General features: G+C 68.6%; 14 protein-coding genes. 2 read left to right on the plus strand and 12 right to left on the minus strand.

Going from position 1 to position 16600, the window contains the following annotated elements:
* A partial coding sequence (locus tag JMF86_RS23400; RefSeq protein ID WP_201317159.1) for an MFS transporter occupies window positions 1–984 on the plus strand: 984 nt, incomplete at its 5' end.
* A 10-nt stretch (window positions 985–994) separates the two neighbouring features.
* Here the strand turns inward: JMF86_RS23400 and JMF86_RS23405 are convergent.
* Together JMF86_RS23405 and JMF86_RS23410 are read right to left on the minus strand one after the other, a co-directional pair.
* Window positions 995–1168 carry a hypothetical protein gene (locus JMF86_RS23405; RefSeq protein WP_155123311.1) on the minus strand — a complete coding sequence of 58 codons (174 nt, stop codon included), beginning with the start codon at window positions 1166–1168 and terminating at the stop codon, window positions 995–997.
* 40 nt (window positions 1169–1208) lie between these two features.
* Window positions 1209–1679, minus strand: coding sequence for a helix-turn-helix domain-containing protein (locus JMF86_RS23410; RefSeq protein WP_011548188.1), 471 nt, complete (start codon window positions 1677–1679; stop codon window positions 1209–1211).
* 152 nt (window positions 1680–1831) lie between these two features.
* Between JMF86_RS23410 and JMF86_RS23415 the strand changes: the two genes are divergently transcribed.
* Entirely contained in the window at window positions 1832–3067 is a 1236-nt protein-coding gene (locus tag JMF86_RS23415) for an MFS transporter (RefSeq protein ID WP_011548189.1), read from the plus strand.
* Window positions 3068–3388: 321 nt separating this feature from the next.
* On the opposite strand, the gene JMF86_RS23420 is transcribed toward JMF86_RS23415, so the two are convergent.
* The 10 genes from JMF86_RS23420 to JMF86_RS23465 all read right to left on the minus strand — a co-directional run bounded on the left by JMF86_RS23420 (window position 3389) and on the right by JMF86_RS23465 (window position 16207).
* Complete coding sequence (locus tag JMF86_RS23420) at window positions 3389–4555, minus strand: glycosyltransferase family 4 protein (protein WP_011694671.1); 1167 nt, start codon at window positions 4553–4555, stop codon at window positions 3389–3391.
* A complete protein-coding gene (locus tag JMF86_RS23425) occupies window positions 4555–5739 on the minus strand; it encodes a glycosyltransferase family 4 protein (protein ID WP_011548191.1) in 1185 nt (394 codons plus the stop codon). Before JMF86_RS23425 ends, JMF86_RS23420 begins: the two co-directional genes overlap by 1 nt.
* Entirely contained in the window at window positions 5736–7202 is a 1467-nt protein-coding gene (locus tag JMF86_RS23430) for an O-antigen ligase (RefSeq protein WP_011548192.1), read from the minus strand. Before JMF86_RS23430 ends, JMF86_RS23425 begins: the two co-directional genes overlap by 4 nt.
* Window positions 7203–7212: 10 nt before the next feature.
* The gene (locus tag JMF86_RS23435) at window positions 7213–8358 is read right to left on the minus strand and encodes a glycosyltransferase family 4 protein (RefSeq protein ID WP_011548193.1); all 1146 of its coding nucleotides are present in this window, start codon (window positions 8356–8358) and stop codon (window positions 7213–7215) included.
* 43 nt (window positions 8359–8401) lie between these two features.
* Complete coding sequence (locus JMF86_RS23440; RefSeq protein WP_011548194.1) at window positions 8402–9361, minus strand: glycosyltransferase family 2 protein; 960 nt, start codon at window positions 9359–9361, stop codon at window positions 8402–8404.
* A 62-nt stretch (window positions 9362–9423) separates the two neighbouring features.
* Window positions 9424–11649 (minus strand): polysaccharide biosynthesis tyrosine autokinase, encoded by a 2226-nt coding sequence (locus JMF86_RS23445; RefSeq protein WP_011548195.1) that lies wholly within the window; start codon window positions 11647–11649, stop codon window positions 9424–9426.
* 50 nt (window positions 11650–11699) lie between these two features.
* Window positions 11700–12878, minus strand: a complete 1179-nt coding sequence (locus tag JMF86_RS23450; RefSeq protein ID WP_012338500.1) for a polysaccharide biosynthesis/export family protein — start codon at window positions 12876–12878, stop codon at window positions 11700–11702.
* Window positions 12872–13315 (minus strand): low molecular weight protein-tyrosine-phosphatase, encoded by a 444-nt coding sequence (locus JMF86_RS23455; RefSeq protein WP_011548197.1) that lies wholly within the window; start codon window positions 13313–13315, stop codon window positions 12872–12874. The genes JMF86_RS23450 and JMF86_RS23455 overlap by 7 nt, the downstream gene beginning before the upstream one ends.
* A 30-nt stretch (window positions 13316–13345) precedes the next feature.
* Window positions 13346–14758 carry a UDP-glucose/GDP-mannose dehydrogenase family protein gene (locus JMF86_RS23460; protein WP_006479486.1) on the minus strand — a complete coding sequence of 471 codons (1413 nt, stop codon included), beginning with the start codon at window positions 14756–14758 and terminating at the stop codon, window positions 13346–13348.
* A 75-nt stretch (window positions 14759–14833) separates the two neighbouring features.
* Window positions 14834–16207 carry an undecaprenyl-phosphate glucose phosphotransferase gene (locus tag JMF86_RS23465; RefSeq protein WP_012338501.1) on the minus strand — a complete coding sequence of 458 codons (1374 nt, stop codon included), beginning with the start codon at window positions 16205–16207 and terminating at the stop codon, window positions 14834–14836.
* Window positions 16208–16600 lie beyond the last annotated feature (393 nt).

Genomic DNA, 16600 nt, shown 5'->3' on the forward strand with positions numbered 1-16600 from the left:
ATCGCGATCGCGGCCGGCCCGGTCGTCGGCGGCCTGCTGATCGCCGCGTGGGGCTGGCGCGGCATCTTCCTCGTGAACCTGCCGCTGTGTGCGGCGGGGCTCGCCGCCACGTTCGCGTGGGTGCCGGCGCGCCGCGAGCAGGCTGCCCCGGCGCGCTCGACCCGTTCGCTCGATCCGCGCGGCCAGTTCATCGCGATCGCGATGCTGACCGTGCTGACCGGCGCCGTGATCGAATGGCGGCCGCTCGGCTTCACGCATCCCGTCGTGGCCAGCGGTTTCGTGCTGGCGGCGCTGGCCGCGCTCGCGTTCGTCGCGGTCGAATCGCGTACGGCCACGCCGATGCTGCCGCTGTCGCTGTTCCGCCACCCTGCGTTCAGCACGGCCGTGCTGTTCGGGATCTGCGTGAACCTCACGTACTACGGCACCGTGTTCGTGCTCGCGCTGTACCTGCAACGCGCACGCGGCGAATCGGCGTTGCAGGCCGGGCTCGCGTTCCTGCCGCTCACCGGCGGCTTCCTGCTGTCGAATCTCGCGAGCGGACGCGTCGTCGCCCGCCACGGCCCGCGCGTGCCGATGGTGGCCGGCGCGCTCGTCGCCGCGCTCGGCTACGGGTCGCTGCATTTCGTCGATGCCGCGACGCCGCTCGGCGTGCTGCTGGTGCCGTTCCTGCTGATTCCGTCGGGCATGGGCTTCGCGGTGCCCGCGATGACGACGGCCGTACTCGCCTCGGTCGCGCCCGAGCGGGCCGGCATCGCGTCGGCCGTGCTCAATACCGCGCGGCAGGCCGGCGGCGCGATCGGCGTCGCGGCGTTCGGTGCGCTCGCCGGCGGCGGCGGTGCAGCGCAGGTCGTCAGCGGGTTGCGGATCGAAACCGTCGTGTCGGTCGCGCTGCTGGTCGCGGCCGCGCTGCTCGCGACCCGCGTGCGGACCGATGCGGATCGCGGTGCGCCGCGGTCGCGTCAGACCTTGTCGGCGCACGATTGAGCGCGTGCGGTCATGCGTCGCCGGGGTCGGGCTGGATCAGGTGACGCCATGGAAAGACGTTACGCCCGAAGTGGCTCACGTGCCCACCGCGGCTCGCCTGAATCACCATGAACTGCAAGCGCGGATGCGGCCCGTGCAGCGTGTCGGGTGCATCGGGATCGAGACAGGTATTTCCCAGATACAACGCGGGAGCTGCTGGCCGGTCGGGCCATCGCGCCTGATGCTCATCGCCGTGTCGCGCTCGCCTCGTCGTCGACCTTCCTGACGACCGTGTCGGCCGCCTTCACGGGCCGGCCGTCGTCGTGCCGCAGCGCGAGCTTGCGGATCGCACGCCCGGTGCCGCGATCGACCAGCACCGAATGCCGCTCGCCGCGCGCGAACAGGTTGGCCTCGCCCCACTGCCGCAGCATCACGATGACCGGAAACAGCCCTTCGCCCTTTTTCGTCAGCACGTACTCCTGATACGCGGTGCCGTCCGACGCCGGCACGACGTCGAACACGCCCGCGTCCACCAGCATCTTCAGCCGGTCGGACAGGATGTTGCTCGCGACGCCGAGACTCGCGCGGAAATCGCCGAAGCGGCGCACGCCGTCGAATGCATCGCGCACGATCAGCAACGCCCAGCGATCGCCGACGATATCGGTCGCGCGCGCCACCGGGCACGGCGAATCCGCAAGACTTTTCTGCCTGGCCATCTTTCTCTCCGCAATCGTGCCGGCCGCCTTCGCGGGCATGCCGGCCATCCGTGCGCGGGCCTCAGGCCCGCCACCCAACAAGTTGCATTTTAAAACTACTTTCCCTACACTCCAACCTAGTTTCAAATTGCAACTACATTGCGCGAGGAACCATGGAATCGTCCTGTCATTCCGGCACCGTTGCATCGAACGCGTCGACCGACGCGATCCATCCGGCCGAGGACGGCCGCCTGTCGTCGGCACGCGTCGCGCTGCTGGCCGTCTGCTGCGCGGCGAGCGTCGCGAACGTCTACTACGCGCAGCCGCTGCTCGATTCGATCGCACGGGATTTCGGCGTGTCGCAGGCCGCCGTCGGCGGCGTCATCACCGCGACGCAGCTCGGCTGCGCGCTCGCGCTGCTGTTCGTCGTGCCGCTCGGCGACCTGCTGAACCGCAAGCGCCTGATCGCCGTGCAGCTCGTGCTGCTGAGCGCGGCCTGCATCGGCGTGGCCACTGCACCGACGCGTGGCGCGCTGCTGGCCGGAATGGTCGCGATCGGGCTGCTCGGCACCGCGATGACGCAAGGGCTGATCGCGTGCTCGGCCGCCCTCGCCGGTGCGGGCGAACGCGGGCGCGTGGTGGGCGCCGCGCAAGGCGGCGTCGTGGTCGGACTATTGGCCGCGCGCTCGCTGGCGGGCGTCGTCACCGACATCGCGGGGTGGCGGGCCGTCTATCTCGTGTCGGGTGCGCTCGCGATCGCGATGCTCGTCGTGCTGTCGCGGCTGCTGCCCGATATGCGCGAACCGCGCACACGCATCGGCTACGCGGCGCTGCTGCGCTCGATGGTGTCGCTGCTGCGCGACGAACGCGTGCTGCGTGTGCGCGGCGCGATCGCACTGCTGATGTTCGCGGCGTTCAGCATCTTCTGGAGCGCGCTCGTGCTGCCGCTGAGCGCGCCGCCGCACGCGATGTCGCACACGCAGATCGGCGCATTCGGCCTCGTCGGCGCGCTGGGTGCAGCGGCGGCGGCCCGCGCGGGCCGGCTCGCGGATCGCGGGCGCGGCGAGGCGACGACCGGCGCGGCACTCGCGCTGCTCGCGTGCGCGTGGCTGCCGCTCGCGTTCGGCAATACGTCGATTGCATGGCTGGTCGTCGGCATCGTGCTGCTCGACGTCGGCGGGCAGGCCGTGCACGTCGTCAACCAGAGCATGATTCTCGGCGCGCGGCCCGATGCGCATGCGCGCCTCGTCGGCTGCTACATGCTGTTCTATTCGGCCGGCAGCGGGCTCGGTGCGATCGCGGCGACGATGATGTATGCGCGCGCCGGCTGGACCGGCGTCTGCGTGCTCGGCGCGGGGGTGAGCGTGGCCGCGCTCGGGGTGTGGGTGGCGACGCTGCGGCGCGCGTGAGGCGCGCGGCCATGCGGTCTCCGTGCTCCGCGCGGGGGCGAGTGGCCGTGCTCGGCGTGTGGGGCCAGCTGCGGCGCGCATGAGGCGCGCCGGCTGTGCGGATCGAACGGGAAACGCCGGCCCGCCCTCGGCTGGCGGCCGGCATGCGAAGCGGCCGCGCACGCGCGCCGATCGGGCTTTCGGTTCCGCTGCGGTTCGGCTTGGGGCATCGCCGCGGCATGGAAGCGGGCGCGCCGGCAACGTCGCGGCGCATGTCGGTTCCGCTTCGGTCCCGCTGTGGTCCCGCCGGGGTTCGACGCACACGGTGCGCGCCGCGAACGTTCAACCTGCCGCCTGGATCGCCTCTTCGTACACGCCGGCCACGCGCCGCGCGATCACCGCATTGTCGAAATGATCGCGTGCATAACGCTTGCATGCGGCCGCATCGGGCAGCGCGATCGCACCCGACAGCGCGCCGCCGAGCCCTTCGGCAATTGCATCCGCGCCCGTCGACGGCAGCACGAGATCGTTCGACAACCCGGCGACCGCCTCCGGCAGCCCGCCGACCGGCGTGACCAGCACCGGCGTGCCGGACGCCAGCGATTCGACCGTGATCAGCCCAAAGCCCTCGAGCGCGACCGTCGGCACGACACTGACCGTCGCCGCACGGTACAGCGCCGCGAGATGGTGATCGGGCACGAAGCCGAGCAGCTTCACGTTGTCCTGCAGCCCGGCTTCGTCGATGCGCTGCTGCAGTTCCTCGCCGATCTTGCCCTTGCCGGCGATCAGCAGCAGCACGTCCGGGTGGCGGCGCTTGACGATGCCGATCGCATCGATCAGGTCCTCCAGCCCCATGCGCCGCACGAGTCGGCGCACGGCCAGCACGATCGGCCGGTCCTGCGGCAGTTGCAGCTTGTGCCGCGCCTCGGCGGGCGTGAGCGGCGTGTCGAACTGCGCGGTATCGACGCAGCCGGGAATCACGCGCACGCGCGACGGATCGATCCCGTACCGGTTCGTCAGGATCTGGCCGAACGCCTGCGACAGCACGATCAGCCGCGACGAGCGCGTATACACCGCCTGCTCGAGATAGCGCTTCGCGCGCTGCCCGAGCGACGCGGCGCCCTCGACCTGGCTTTCGTCGGCCCACGGCCCCTGGAAGTGCGACACCTGCGGAATCCCGCGCGTCACGTCGAGGCCCGGGAACGTATACAGCGCGAAGTGCGACGAAATCACGTCCGGCCGCGCGCTGCGGATCTCGTCGCGCAACGCTCGCCGCGCGGCGAGCATCCGGCGCGCGAGCGGCTCCGACGCGGGACCGAAACCCTGGATCGCCCCGCCCGTGTCGTCGGCGACCTTCGGCGAGCCGGCCACGAGCCCGCGCACCTCGACGCCCGCGCCGGGCAGCGCGCCGACGAGCGAGTAGTACATCCGGTCGAGGCCGCCCGCGCGTTCGGGAAACCAGTGCATGCCGATCTGCAACGATTTGATCGGCCGGGAAGAGTGGGACATCACGGTTGCTCCTGCGTGATTGCATGCTCGACCCGCTCGAAGGCGGACGGCTGCGTGGGTTGGCCGATGCGCCGGTAAAGCGCGACGTACTGGGCGCCCATGTGCGCCCAGCCGAAACGGGTCATCAGTTCGCGGGCCGCGTCGCCCATCGCGCGGCAGGTGTCGCGCGACGCCGCGAGCGCGCCGATCGCCTGCGCGAGCGCGGCCGGATCGTCCGGGTCCTCCAGCACGATCCCGCATTCGCGCGTGATGATTTCCGCGCCGCCCGCCGTGCGCGCGGTGACGACCGGCAGCCCGGCCGCCATCGCCTCCAGCAGCGACAGGCTCATCGCTTCGTAGCGCGACGGAAAGACATACGCGTCGACCGAGCGCATCAGCGTCGGCATGTTCTTCACGAGCCCGAGGAAATGCACGCGCGAATCGATGCCGAGCGCGCGCGCCTCCTCCGGATACGGGCTGCCGGGCAGATAGCCGGCCACCGCCAGATGCACGTTGGCGGGCAGCTTCGTCAGCGCCTTCAGCACGGTGCCGAGGTTCTTGCGCGGCGTGCGCAGGTCGCCGACGAACAGCAGCAGGAACGCGTCGTCCGGCAGCTTGAACGCCGCGCGATCGGCCTGCGCGCCGGCGAATGCGCTGCCGTCCACACCGTTGTAGATCACGCTGATCTTGCGGCTGTCGATGCCGAGCCCGGCGATCTCGTCGGCCACCTTTTGCGACACGGCGGTGATCGCGCGCGAACGCTTGTACGCCCAGCGCTCGAGCACGGTATTCACGCGCGTGTAGACGTACTGGTAGGCCGACCACAGCCCCTTCGCGGGCCCGAACGGATAGTACGGACTCTTGAACCAGCCGCCGTGCACGAAGTGCGCGGTATTGACGTCGGCCTTGATCCACGAGATGAAGCCGTTCACGTGCAGTACGTCGTATTCACCGCGGTGCGCGCGCAGCCAGGCCGCGCTCTTCAGCGCGAACACCTGCTGCTTGACGAGATTCGACGGCCAGAAGCCGCCGACCTTCACCGGCACCCAGCGCACGCGCGGGTCGGCCAGCAGTTCGGGCGCGACGTGCGACGCGACCAGCGTGACCTCGTAGTTCTCGGCCAGCGCCGCGCGCGCGATTTCGTAATTGACGCGGCCCTGCCCGTCGTTATGTCGCACGACGTGCGTGACGATCGCGATTCTCAATGGTCGCCTCCCCGTGAACGCGCGGCGGCCAGCAGGCGTTGCGCCTTCTGCCAGTGCGCCGCGGCAAGTATCGAAAAAATGGCTGTGAACATCAGCAGGCCGCCGGTGCCGATCAGCGAGTTCGTGAACACGAGCATCGCGAAGGTCGACAGGCACAGGCTCAGGCACGCGCCGACGAACTTGTCCTTGCGCAGCTTGAACGCCGCGCGCAGCGTGCGGCCGAAAAGCATCACGACGCCGGCGAGATACAGCAGCGTGCCGGGCCAGCCGAGCACGAACGGCACGTTCATCACGCCGCTGTCGAAGCTGCCGTACTTGCCGAGTTCGCCGCTGTCGCTCGACAGCTTCGTGGACGCGCCGGTCGCGCCCATCCCTTCGCCGGCGACGTCGGTAAACGCCGTCTGCGCGAAGGTCGCGTAGAACTTGTTGCGGTCGTCGTAGCTGCGGTCGTCCTTCAGGTTCGTGATCGACTGCAGGCGCGCCCCGAGCCGGTCGGCCACCGGCCCGACGGTCAGCAGCGGCACGCACAGCCCGACCAGCACGACGCCGCTGATCAGAATCCGCATCCGCACGCGGTTGCTCGATTGCACGAGCTGGATCGCGAGCGCGATCACCCAGCCGCCCCAGGTCGAGCGCACGAGACACAGCGCGAACGACACGAAACCGGCCGCGCCCGCGAACCAGCGGATCTTCTGCGGCGCGACCAGCACGAATACCAGTGCCCCCATCATCGCGAACGCGAACGGCCCGGACGAATTCATCGTGCTGAACACACGCACGCCGTACGGCACCGGCTCGCCCTGCGAGCCCATCTGCGAGCCGACCATCCACAGCACGTCCCACTGCGGCATCACGAAATACTGCACGACGCCGTACAGGCCCATCACGAGCATGCCCCACATGAAGGTGGACAGCAGCACGTCGCGATACTCCGGATAGTTGCGCGCGTTCACCATGATGTGAAAGCCGATCAGGATCGGGTACAGCCAGTTCGCGAGGTCGTAGGTCGCGGCCATCACGCCGCTCGACACGATCCCGACCAGGTACGCATACACGAGCCCGAACAGGATCAGCAGCACCGGAATCCCGCGCCGCTGCGCGAGCACGCGGTAATGCCTGACGAGCCCCAGGCCGGCGATCATCGTCACCGCGAGCGGCGCGACCTGGATCAAACTCGTCGGCGTGAACGCGCCCTTCGACCAGTCGGCCAGGCGCCGCACTTCCGGGCTCAGGAACCACACCCACCACATGAAGCCCACGTAGCGTGCCGGGCTCTTGAAATACAGCCAGATGCCGACCCCGATGGCCAGCACCGGGAACGCGAGCGTCAGCACCTTGCCCTGGTGGATGGCGATCAGCGCGGCGGTCAACGCCCACAGCCCGGCCTGCCCGGCCCAGTGCTTCGGCTCGGCGAACCAGCTGCGGGCGCGCGACGGCGCGCGTTCGGCGGCAATCGTACTCATCGATCCGCGCTCACTGCGACGACGCGCTCGAATCGGCGAGCGGCATCGCGACGCCGGCCGGCGCGGGCGTGCGGCGCCGGCGCAGCATGTCGCGCGTGATCCGCACGTGCTGCTCGGCGAACGCCTGCGTGGTCAGGTCGCGTTCGCGCAGGCAGGCGGCGGCCGCCCGCGCGCAGTCGAGCGCCGCCGCCGGGTCGGCGACAAAGCGGTCGGCGGCCTGGCGCATCGCCTGCGCGTCGAACGCCGGCACATAGGCGGCCGTATCGTGCGGGAAATAGTCGCTCAGGCCGCCCACGTCGGATACGATCATCGGCTTGCCGACGGCCGCCGCCTCGAGTATCACCGTGATGCCCGATGCATGGAAATTCGGCCGCAGCGGCACGACGATCACGTCGGCCCACGCGTACAGCTCGTGCTGCTTCGCGAGCCCCGACGCCGGGCCGATCTTCACGTTCGGCGCATGCCATTCGCGCGGCACGCGGCGGCGCGTCGCGAGCCGCACCTCGTAGCGTTCGTCGCCGCCGAACGCGGCGAGGAACGTGCGCCAGTCGCGGTCGCGGTCGTTGCCGATCGCCGCGATCCGCAGCGGCCGGTTCGGTTGCCATTGCCGCGGCTCGACCGGCGGGAAATCCTGCGTGTTGAGCCCGTAATAGACGAATTCGGCTTCGCGCCCGAGATAGCGTCGGCACAGGTCGGCGTTGTCGCGGGCGAGCGTGGTCAGCGCGTCGGCGCGCGCGAGCAGCTTGCGGTACAGCCAGCGGCGCGGGCCGCCGAAACTGCCCCACTTGTCGAACAGCCACACGCTCTGCGCAAGCAGCAGCGGGCGCTTGCCCTGCGCGCCGGCGAGCTTGAGGATCAGCGCGGCGGCCAGATGCTCCTGCTCGGTGTGCGTCCAGATCACGTCGGTCGCGAGCAGCGCCGCGCGATTGCGCCACGCATGCACGATGTCGAAGCCGAGCGCCGCCTTCAGCGCGCGGCGCGCGACGCTCACGACGCGGTTCTCGCCGACGTCCTGCGAATAGGTCAACCGGAATTCGTCGGATTCGGCGTGGTGATAGCCGTACAGGCAGCCGATGTCGTCGCCCTTCCGGTAGGTACGCGGATCGGCGCCATAGAACAGATGGACGTGGACTTGGGTTGCAGCCTTCGTGGTCATGCGAGCCCTCCGGATGTGGCCGCGCGCGGTGCGCGCAGGCCGTTCAAGACGTCACCGGCGGCATCGCCGCACGGTGGGGGGCAAGGTTGGTGCGACGCGCATCGCGGGCGCCGCGGCGCACCGCGCGCCAGTGCGCGAGCACGCGGGCGCGCCGCGCGGTCGGCAGCGCCAGCAGCAGGTGCGCGAAGCCCGGGTAGACGCGCGTGCCGACCAGCGCCCACCACCACCACGCGATCTCGCGCCGGAGCGGCGACAGATGCTCGCGCAGGATCAGGTGCAGGTTGTGCGCGCCGTTGCTGATCGCGTTCAGCGACGCGGCATCGCGCCGATCGTCGTCGAAGCGCTCGGCCGGAAAATGATCGACCGCGATCGCCGGGTCGTAGACGAGCTTCCAGCCTTCGCGCTGCACGTGCATGCTGAAGCCCATGTCGTTGTGCATCTGCGCGCCGGCGCCGCGCAGCCGCGTGTCGAAGCGCAGCCGTTCGATCGCCGCGCGTCGATAGCTCATGTTTGCGCCCTTGAGCATGTCGACTTCGCGCGCGCCGCCCACGCCGAGGTGATGATTGCCGATGATCTTGCCGGACAGCGTGAGCTGGCCGACGAGCTCGCGCGATTCGTCGAGCAGGCGGCCCTTCTCGTGCACCCAGTCGCGTCCGCCGACCGCGCCCACGCGCGGATCGGCCTGGAATACGGCTTCGATGCGCGCAAGCCAGTCGGGGCGCGGCGCCGCATCATCGTCGGTGATCGCGACGATGTCGCCGTTCGCCGAGTCGAGCCCCTTGTTCAGCGCGGCGACCTGCCCCCCCACGTCGACCGGCACGATGCGCAGCGGCAGCGCGCCGCCGACCGCCGGATCGGCGAGCCGTTCGTGCGTGGCGTCGTCCTCCGGGCGCGCGACGACGATCACCTCGTCGGGCAGCCGCTGCTGCCGCTGCAGCGCCAGCAGGCAGCGCGCGAGGTCGGCGGGACGCCGGTAGGTCGGAACGAGCACGGAAATTTTCATCAAGGATTCTCCAGTCGGCCGGGCAGGTGCCGTTCGCGCCGGCCCGGTGTCGTGAAATGCGGTCAAGCGCTCAGGTATTCGTGTACGGCCGCATAGCCGCGGCCGTAGCCGCGCGCCTTCGGCGGCACGCCATTGAAGATCCCGCCCTCCAGATCGACGCCCGCGGTGCGCAGGCGCTTGATCGCGTCGGCGATCTCGCCTTCGGTATGCATGCCCGAGCGCAACACGAGGAACGTCGAGCCGGCCATGCGGCCGATGATGGTCGCGTCGGTCACCGCCAGCACCGGCGGCGAATCGATCAGCACGACGTCGTAGCGCTTGCCGAGCCCTTCGAGGTATTGCGGCAGGCGCGTCGACATCAGCAGTTCCGACGGATTCGGCGGGCGCGTGCCGGCCGCGATGAACGACAGGCCCTGCACCGGCGTCTCGCGGATCGCTTCCTCGAGCGGCGACTGATCGCTCAGCAGCTCGGACAGGCCCGGCTGCACGGTGAGACCGAAGTAGCGGTCGAGCATCCCGCGGCGCATGTCGGCGTCGATCAGCAGCACGCGCTTGCCCGAATGCGCGAGCAGCACCGCGAGGTTGACCGTCAGGAAGCTCTTGCCGATGCCCGGCGTCGGGCCGGTCAGCACGATCACGCGGTTCTTCGCGTCCATCATCGCGAACTGCATCGCGGTGCGCAGGCTGCGCATGCTCTCGACGCTCAGGTCCTTCGGACGCAGGCTCGCGAGGATCGGCCGCGCACGGCTGCCGCCCTTCTCCGCCGCCGCGTCGAGCTTCACCTGCTCGGCGCTTTGCGGCACCAGCCCGTACAGCGGCAGGTTGAACGTGCGCTCGATGCGGTCCGGGTCCTCGATGCCCTGGAACAGGTTGCGGCGCAGGAACACGACGCCCGTGCCGAGGATCAGCCCGAGGAACACGGCGGCCGACAGGATCAGCACCTTCTTCGGCTTGACCGGCGCGCCCGGACGCAGCGCCGAATCGATCAGGTGGATGTTGCCGCCCGTGCCGGCCTTCTGCACCGACAGTTCCTGCACGCGGTTCAGCAGCAGCACGTAGATGTCCTCGGCGACCTTCGCGTCGCGCTGGAGCTGGACCGCCTTCACCTCGGTCGCCGGCAGGCTGCGGAAGCGGTTGCTGAACTTGTCCTTCTCGCCCTGCAGCTCCGCGAGCTGCTGCTTCGCGGCGATCACCATCGGATGCGAATCGGTGAAGCGCTGCGCGAGCGACGCGAGCTGCAGCCGCTGCGCGGCGATCTGCTGTTCGTACTGCACGCTGCCTTCGAGGTAGACCTTCGCCTCGTCGCTCGCGTTGATCGAGCCCGACGTGCGCTGGTATTGCGTGAGCGCGGCTTCCGCGCGTTCGAGGTCGGCCTTCAGGCGCGGCTCCTCGCCCTTCAGGAAGTCGAGCATCTTGGTCGCTTCCGCCTGCTTCGCGACCACGTGCTGGTTCAGGTACGACTGCGCGAGCGCGTTCGCGATCGCGGCGGTCTGGTCCGGGTCCTTGCCTTCGAGCGAGATCTGCACGACGCCCGTCTGCTTGCCCTGCTCGCTCACCTGGATACCGGCCTGGAAGCCGCTGATCGCGTCGAGATCGTTGTAGCGCACCACCGTGAACTGCGTGCCGGGGCGCGCGACCAGCTTCCGCACGAGCAGCGTCACGCCGCCGCCCTGCGCGGCTTCGTCGACACGGCCCGCCAGCAGCCGCGTGCCGTTCTCGTCGACCAGCGAATAGGTGCCGTTCGGGCCGGCCGTCAGCGTCAGCTTCTTGCCTTCGAGCGCCGGCACGACGCTGATCGAGTCGACGTCGGCGACTTCGCCGCCCCACGCATACGACTTCAGGCCGAGCCACGGCCGCGACGGCTCGCCGGGCGTCGCGAGGCGCGCGGCGAGGCTGCCGAGCACCGGCAGCGTCTTCGGCGCGACCGAGAAGTTCAGCTTGAACTGCTCGACGACCGGCGTGACGACACCGCGGCTCTTGATGATCTCGATTTCCGCGTCGGTCGGCGCCTGCTGCGGGCCGCTGTTGATCGACGCGCCCGTCTGCGTCTGCGTGAGCGCCTGCGACGTGTTGTCGTTGCCCTCGACCCGCACGTGCACGTCCGCCTGGTAGACCGGCTTCGCGATGAAGCAGTAGAGGCCGGCGAGCGCGACGACCGTCACCGCGATGCCGATCAGCAGCCAGATGTCGTCCATGATCACCTGGAGCAACTGGCCGAGAACGAAGTCCTCTTCCTCGGTCTTCGCGGTCAGGTCCGCGTAGGAGTGTTTCGCTTGCGTGTTCACCATTCGTTCCCGCTTGAGTGGTGCCGGGGGGCGGACGCCGCCCCGGCGGGCTATCAGCGCGTGATTTGCCGCATGTAGAAGATCGTCTGGATCGTCGGCAGCACCTGCTGCAGCACACGGTTGAACTGCACCGAACCGGCCGTGCTGACGTAGACGACGTCGAGCGGTTGAAGCGGGAAGCGGCTCGACAGCATCAGCGCATCGGGCTGCGTCATGTCGAGGCGGTACACCTCGGGCTTCGTCGGGTTGTCGCGCATCCCGCGCATCACGTAGATCTTGCGCGGGTTCGCGTCGGTGTCGAGAATCCCGCCGCCCGCGGTCAGCGCATCGGCGATGGTCAGCTTGCCCTTGAGCATCGGCACCGTGACCGGCGTCTTGACCTCGCCCATGATGAACACGCGGCTGTCGCTGCGGTCCGGCACGTTGACGATGTCGCCCGGCTGCAGCATCACGTTCTGCTTCACTTCGCCGCGATCGAGCACGCCGTTCGCGTCGAGCGTGTAGAGCTTGCCGTCGCGCGTCAGGCGCACGCGCTGCAGGTCGGCCTCGGCGGTCGAGCCGCCGGAGCGCGAGATCGCGTCGACGAGCGTGAGCGGCACGTCGCTCACCGCGAGCGGGCCCGGCTGCTTCACCTCGCCCGTCACCTGTACCTTCTGGCTGCGGAACGACAGCACGCGCACGTCGAGCTGCGGATTCTTCACGTAGCGCGACAGGCTGGACGCCATCTCGTCGCGGATCTGCGCGACCGTCTTGCCCGCCACGCGGATGCGGCCGACGAACGGGAAGAAGATCGTGCCGTCGGCGGCGACCGTCTGGCCGTACGGATCGGCCTGGCCCGGCAGCGCGGTCGTATACGGCTGCTGCAGCGCGCCCGCGACCGATTGCGTCGTGTTGCCGCCGCTCGAGAACGACTGGCCCTGCGGCGTCGTCAGCTCCGGGTGGTCCCACACGGTGACGCCGAGGATGTCCTGCGGGCCGACGCGATACGTGTACTGCGACGGATCGGTATAGCGCCCGGGCGGCAGCGGATGATCGACCTGCGCTTTCTGCAGCTGGTCCATCACCACTTTGGCGTCGATGTAATGAACCGGATAGGTTTCGGCCGCTTCCTGCCGGCCTTCGTCCTTCAGGTTCGACGAGTCGAGGTAGTTGCCGGGCGCGGTTGCACAGGCTGACAGGAAAGTCGTCAGCGCGACGGCAAGCGCCACCGGGCGCATCGGGCGTTTCAGCATAGTTTCTGTAGCCATCCTTGAACCAGACGTTCGATCAGTGAGTAGCTCTCGCGGTAGTCGGCCTCGGGGCCGCCGTGCGGGTCCGCGATCTCGGCCCCTTCCCACTTGCCGAGCAGGTGAACCTTGCCGCGCGCGAACGGATCGACCGCTTCGACGGCCTTGATCTGTTCGCGCTCGCTGACGAGAATCAGGTCGGCGTCGCGCACGATCCGGCGCGACAGCCGCCGCGAGCGATGGGTCGTCGCATCGACGCCCCGCTCGGCCAGCAGTCGCCGCATCACCGGATCGATGCCGTCGCCGTCGTTCGCGTGCACGCCGGCCGAATGAAACGTCGGGCGCGGGCCGCCGCGCGACGCGGCGTGCGACTTGAACAGCATTTCCGCCGCCGGGCTGCGGCAGACGTTCGCGTGGCAGACGATCAGGATGTTCCGGAACATGGCGTCTCGTAACGAGTGACGGAAAACGGGTTACGCGCTGGCGCGCGCGGCGCCCGGCACGCGAGCGGCGACCGCCTGGCGCGAGCCCGGCCGGCCGATCGGGTGGTACTCGATGCCCTGCTCGCTCATCGTCTCCGGCTCGTACAGGTTGCGGCCGTCGAAGATCACCGGCGTCTTCCACAGGCGGCCGAGCGCGACGAAGTCCGGGCTCTTGAACGCCTTCCATTCGGTGACGATCACGAGCGCATCGGCGTCGCGCGCGGCCTGCGCCTCGTCGTCGACGAACGAGAGGCGTTCGAGCCAGCTCGGGTGATCGGCGAGATCGAGCGCGATCACGCGGCGCGCTTCCTGCTGCGCGACCGGGTCGTACGCGGCGACGCGCGCGCCGCGCGACAGCAGCTCGGCGATCAGCTCGCGGCTCGGCGCTTCACGCATGTCGTCGGTGTTCGGCTTGAAGGCCAAGCCCCACAGCGCGAACGTGCGGCCGCTCAGGTCCTCGCCGAAGCGCGCGACGATCTTCTCGGCGAGCACGCGCTTTTGCGTCGCGTTGACCGACGACACGGCCTTCAGGATCTGCAGCGACTGGCCGTGCTCGTCGGCCGTGCGGATCAACGCCTCGACGTCCTTCGGGAAGCACGAGCCGCCGTAGCCGCAGCCGGCGTACAGGAAGTGATAGCCGATGCGCGGATCGGAGCCGATCCCGCGGCGCACGGCCTCGATGTCGGCGCCGAAGCGGTCGGCGAGGTTCGCCAGCTCGTTCATGAACGAGATACGCGTCGCGAGCATCGCGTTCGCCGCGTATTTCGTGAACTCGGCCGAGCGCACGTCCATGTACAGCGTGCGCTCGTGATTGCGGTTGAACGGCGCGTAGAGCTTCTTCATCAGCTCGCGGGCGCGCTCGCCCGGCACGTCGTCGTCGCAGCCGATCACGATGCGGTCCGGCCGCGTGAAATCGTCGACGGCCGCGCCTTCCTTCAGGAATTCCGGATTCGACACGACCGAGAACATCTGGTCGCCGCCGCGCTTCGCGAGCTCCTCGGCGACCGCCGCGCGCACGCGCTCGGCCGTGCCGACCGGCACCGTCGACTTGTCGACGATCACCTTGAAGCCGGTCATGTAGCGGCCGATGTTGCGCGCCGCCGCGAGCACGTATTGCAGATCGGCCGAGCCGTCCTCGTCGGGCGGCGTGCCGACCGCGATGAACTGCACGTCGCCGTGCGCGACCGCGGCCTCGATGTCGGTCGAGAAGCGCAGGCGGCCGGCCGAGCGGTTGCGCGCGATGACTTCCTTCAGGCCCGGCTCGTGGATCGGCACGCCGCCGTTGTTCAGGATGTCGATCTTTGCCTGGTCGACGTCGAGACAGAACACGTCGTGCCCGATGTCGGCGAGACAGGCGCCGGTGACGAGCCCTACGTAACCGCTGCCGATGATAGTCAGATTCATGATGTGTCGGACCCCTTGACCAATGATTCGAAATTCGTAAAACCGGAATTGCCTGCGTGACGCGGCGCGTCGGTGTCAGTACGCGTTGCTGCCGGTGAAGCCTTTCCACAGCGTCAGCACGACGATCTTGATATCGAGCCAGAACGACCAGTTCTGCATGTAGTAAAGGTCGAGCTTCACGCGGCCCATCATCTTCTCGATCTGGTCGGTCTCGCCGCGATAGCCGTTGATCTGCGCCCACCCGGTGATGCCCGGCTTGATCCGATAGCGGAACATGTAGCCCTTGACCAGATCCTTGTAGATGTCGTCGTGCGCGAGCGCATGCGGACGCGGCCCCACCACCGACATCTCGCCCTTCAGCACGTTGATGAACTGCGGCAGCTCGTCGAGGCTCGTGCGGCGCAGGAACCGGCCGACCGGCGTCACGCGCGAGTCGTTCTTGGTCGCCTGCGTGACCTGCCCGGCCACTTCCTGGTGCACCTTCATCGAGCGAAACTTGTAGATCTCGAACTCGTGCCCGTCGATACCCTTGCGCTTCTGCCGAAAGAACACCGGCCCGCGCGAGGTCAGCTTGATCAGCGCCGCGATCAGCACCATCACCGGCGCGAGCGCCGTGAGCGCCGCCAGCGCGAACAGCCGGTCGAACACGAACTTCGGCAAGATCCGCACGTCGGTGATCGGCGACGCCGCGAGGTTGATCGCCGGCACGCCGAGCACCTCGACCACTTCCTGGTTGAAGAACGACAGCGTGCGCACGTCCGGAATGAAGCGGATGTTCACGAAGTCGTGGCGAAACACCGTCACGATCTGATGAATCCGGCGCTCCTCCGTGATCGGCAGCGTGAGCCACAGCTCGCTGATCGCGCGGCTGCGCACCAGCCACACCAGCGATTCGAACTGCCGCTCGATCCGCACGTCGTCGAGCGCGACTTCGCCCGGCGCCTCGCTTTCGTCGTACACGCACACCGGGTTGAAGCCGGCTTCCGGCCGCGCCCGCATCTGCGCGATCAGCCGCCGCGCCGCCGGCGTGCCGCCGACGATCGCCACCGCCTTCAGGTTGTAGCCGCCGCGGCGCAATTGCCGCAGCACGACGTGCACGCAAGCCTTCGAGCCGGCGAGCAGCACCGTCGTCGCGAGCGCCCAGTAACCGAGCCACAGCCGCGACAGGTCGCCCGACTGGTGAAAGCTGAAACTCATCAGGATGCCCGCGAGCTCGACCGCGAGCCACGCGAACACGACCCGCCCCATCAGTCCGACGAGGCGCTTGCCGCGCCACGACTGGTAGATGCCGAAGGCCGGAAAGAACACGACGACCAGCAGGCAGTCGAACAGCACCGTCGTGCGCTGCAGGTCGCTGAGCCCGATGCTGCCGCCGTGCAGCGCGGCCGCGATCAGCGCGCCCGTCACGACCATCGCGATATCGATGACTCTCGCCAGCACGCTCAACATGTCTGTTTCCTCTTCTTTGAACAGGCGTTTGCCGAACAGCGCCTTGTGCAGCCCGTGCCGCACATTCGAATCAAACGTTGCATGACGCTATTGAAGCGACAAGAAAATTCATCCTCAAGCGCACAAGTATTTCGAAAAATAATCGGAAATTCTTGCCGCGATCTTTTTTAATTAAATCGGCAGGTTTTCCCGAATGGGCGGGAAATGGAGATTTTTTCTGAGTCGTTACGCCTTCCGCTCACCCTTTGCGGGCGGTCGCGTCCGGCCGGCGCCCGGAATTATTTTTTACTTTTTTATTTCCGGCCGATGCTACCGCGGAAAATTCTCCCGGATGAATGCGTGGCGGATATCCGCCATTGGGTCCGGTTTTATTGTCGATTTACTTCATGCTAC

It is taken from the genome of Burkholderia sp. E168m15 (assembly GCF_016586105.1).
Taxonomy (GTDB): domain Bacteria; phylum Pseudomonadota; class Gammaproteobacteria; order Burkholderiales; family Burkholderiaceae; genus Burkholderia; species Burkholderia orbicola.

Coding starts and splice junctions, on each gene's coding strand:
- JMF86_RS23410 (WP_011548188.1), bottom strand. CDS start 1,679: ATGGCCAGGCAGAAAAGTCTTGCGGATTCGCCGTGCCCGGTGGCGCGC.
- JMF86_RS23415 (WP_011548189.1), top strand. CDS start 1,832: ATGGAATCGTCCTGTCATTCCGGCACCGTTGCATCGAACGCGTCGACC.
- JMF86_RS23420 (WP_011694671.1), bottom strand. CDS start 4,555: ATGTCCCACTCTTCCCGGCCGATCAAATCGTTGCAGATCGGCATGCAC.
- JMF86_RS23430 (WP_011548192.1), bottom strand. CDS start 7,202: ATGAGTACGATTGCCGCCGAACGCGCGCCGTCGCGCGCCCGCAGCTGG.
- JMF86_RS23435 (WP_011548193.1), bottom strand. CDS start 8,358: ATGACCACGAAGGCTGCAACCCAAGTCCACGTCCATCTGTTCTATGGC.
- JMF86_RS23440 (WP_011548194.1), bottom strand. CDS start 9,361: ATGAAAATTTCCGTGCTCGTTCCGACCTACCGGCGTCCCGCCGACCTC.
- JMF86_RS23445 (WP_011548195.1), bottom strand. CDS start 11,649: ATGGTGAACACGCAAGCGAAACACTCCTACGCGGACCTGACCGCGAAG.
- JMF86_RS23450 (WP_012338500.1), bottom strand. CDS start 12,878: ATGCTGAAACGCCCGATGCGCCCGGTGGCGCTTGCCGTCGCGCTGACG.
- JMF86_RS23455 (WP_011548197.1), bottom strand. CDS start 13,315: ATGTTCCGGAACATCCTGATCGTCTGCCACGCGAACGTCTGCCGCAGC.
- JMF86_RS23460 (WP_006479486.1), bottom strand. CDS start 14,758: ATGAATCTGACTATCATCGGCAGCGGTTACGTAGGGCTCGTCACCGGC.
- JMF86_RS23465 (WP_012338501.1), bottom strand. CDS start 16,207: ATGTTGAGCGTGCTGGCGAGAGTCATCGATATCGCGATGGTCGTGACG.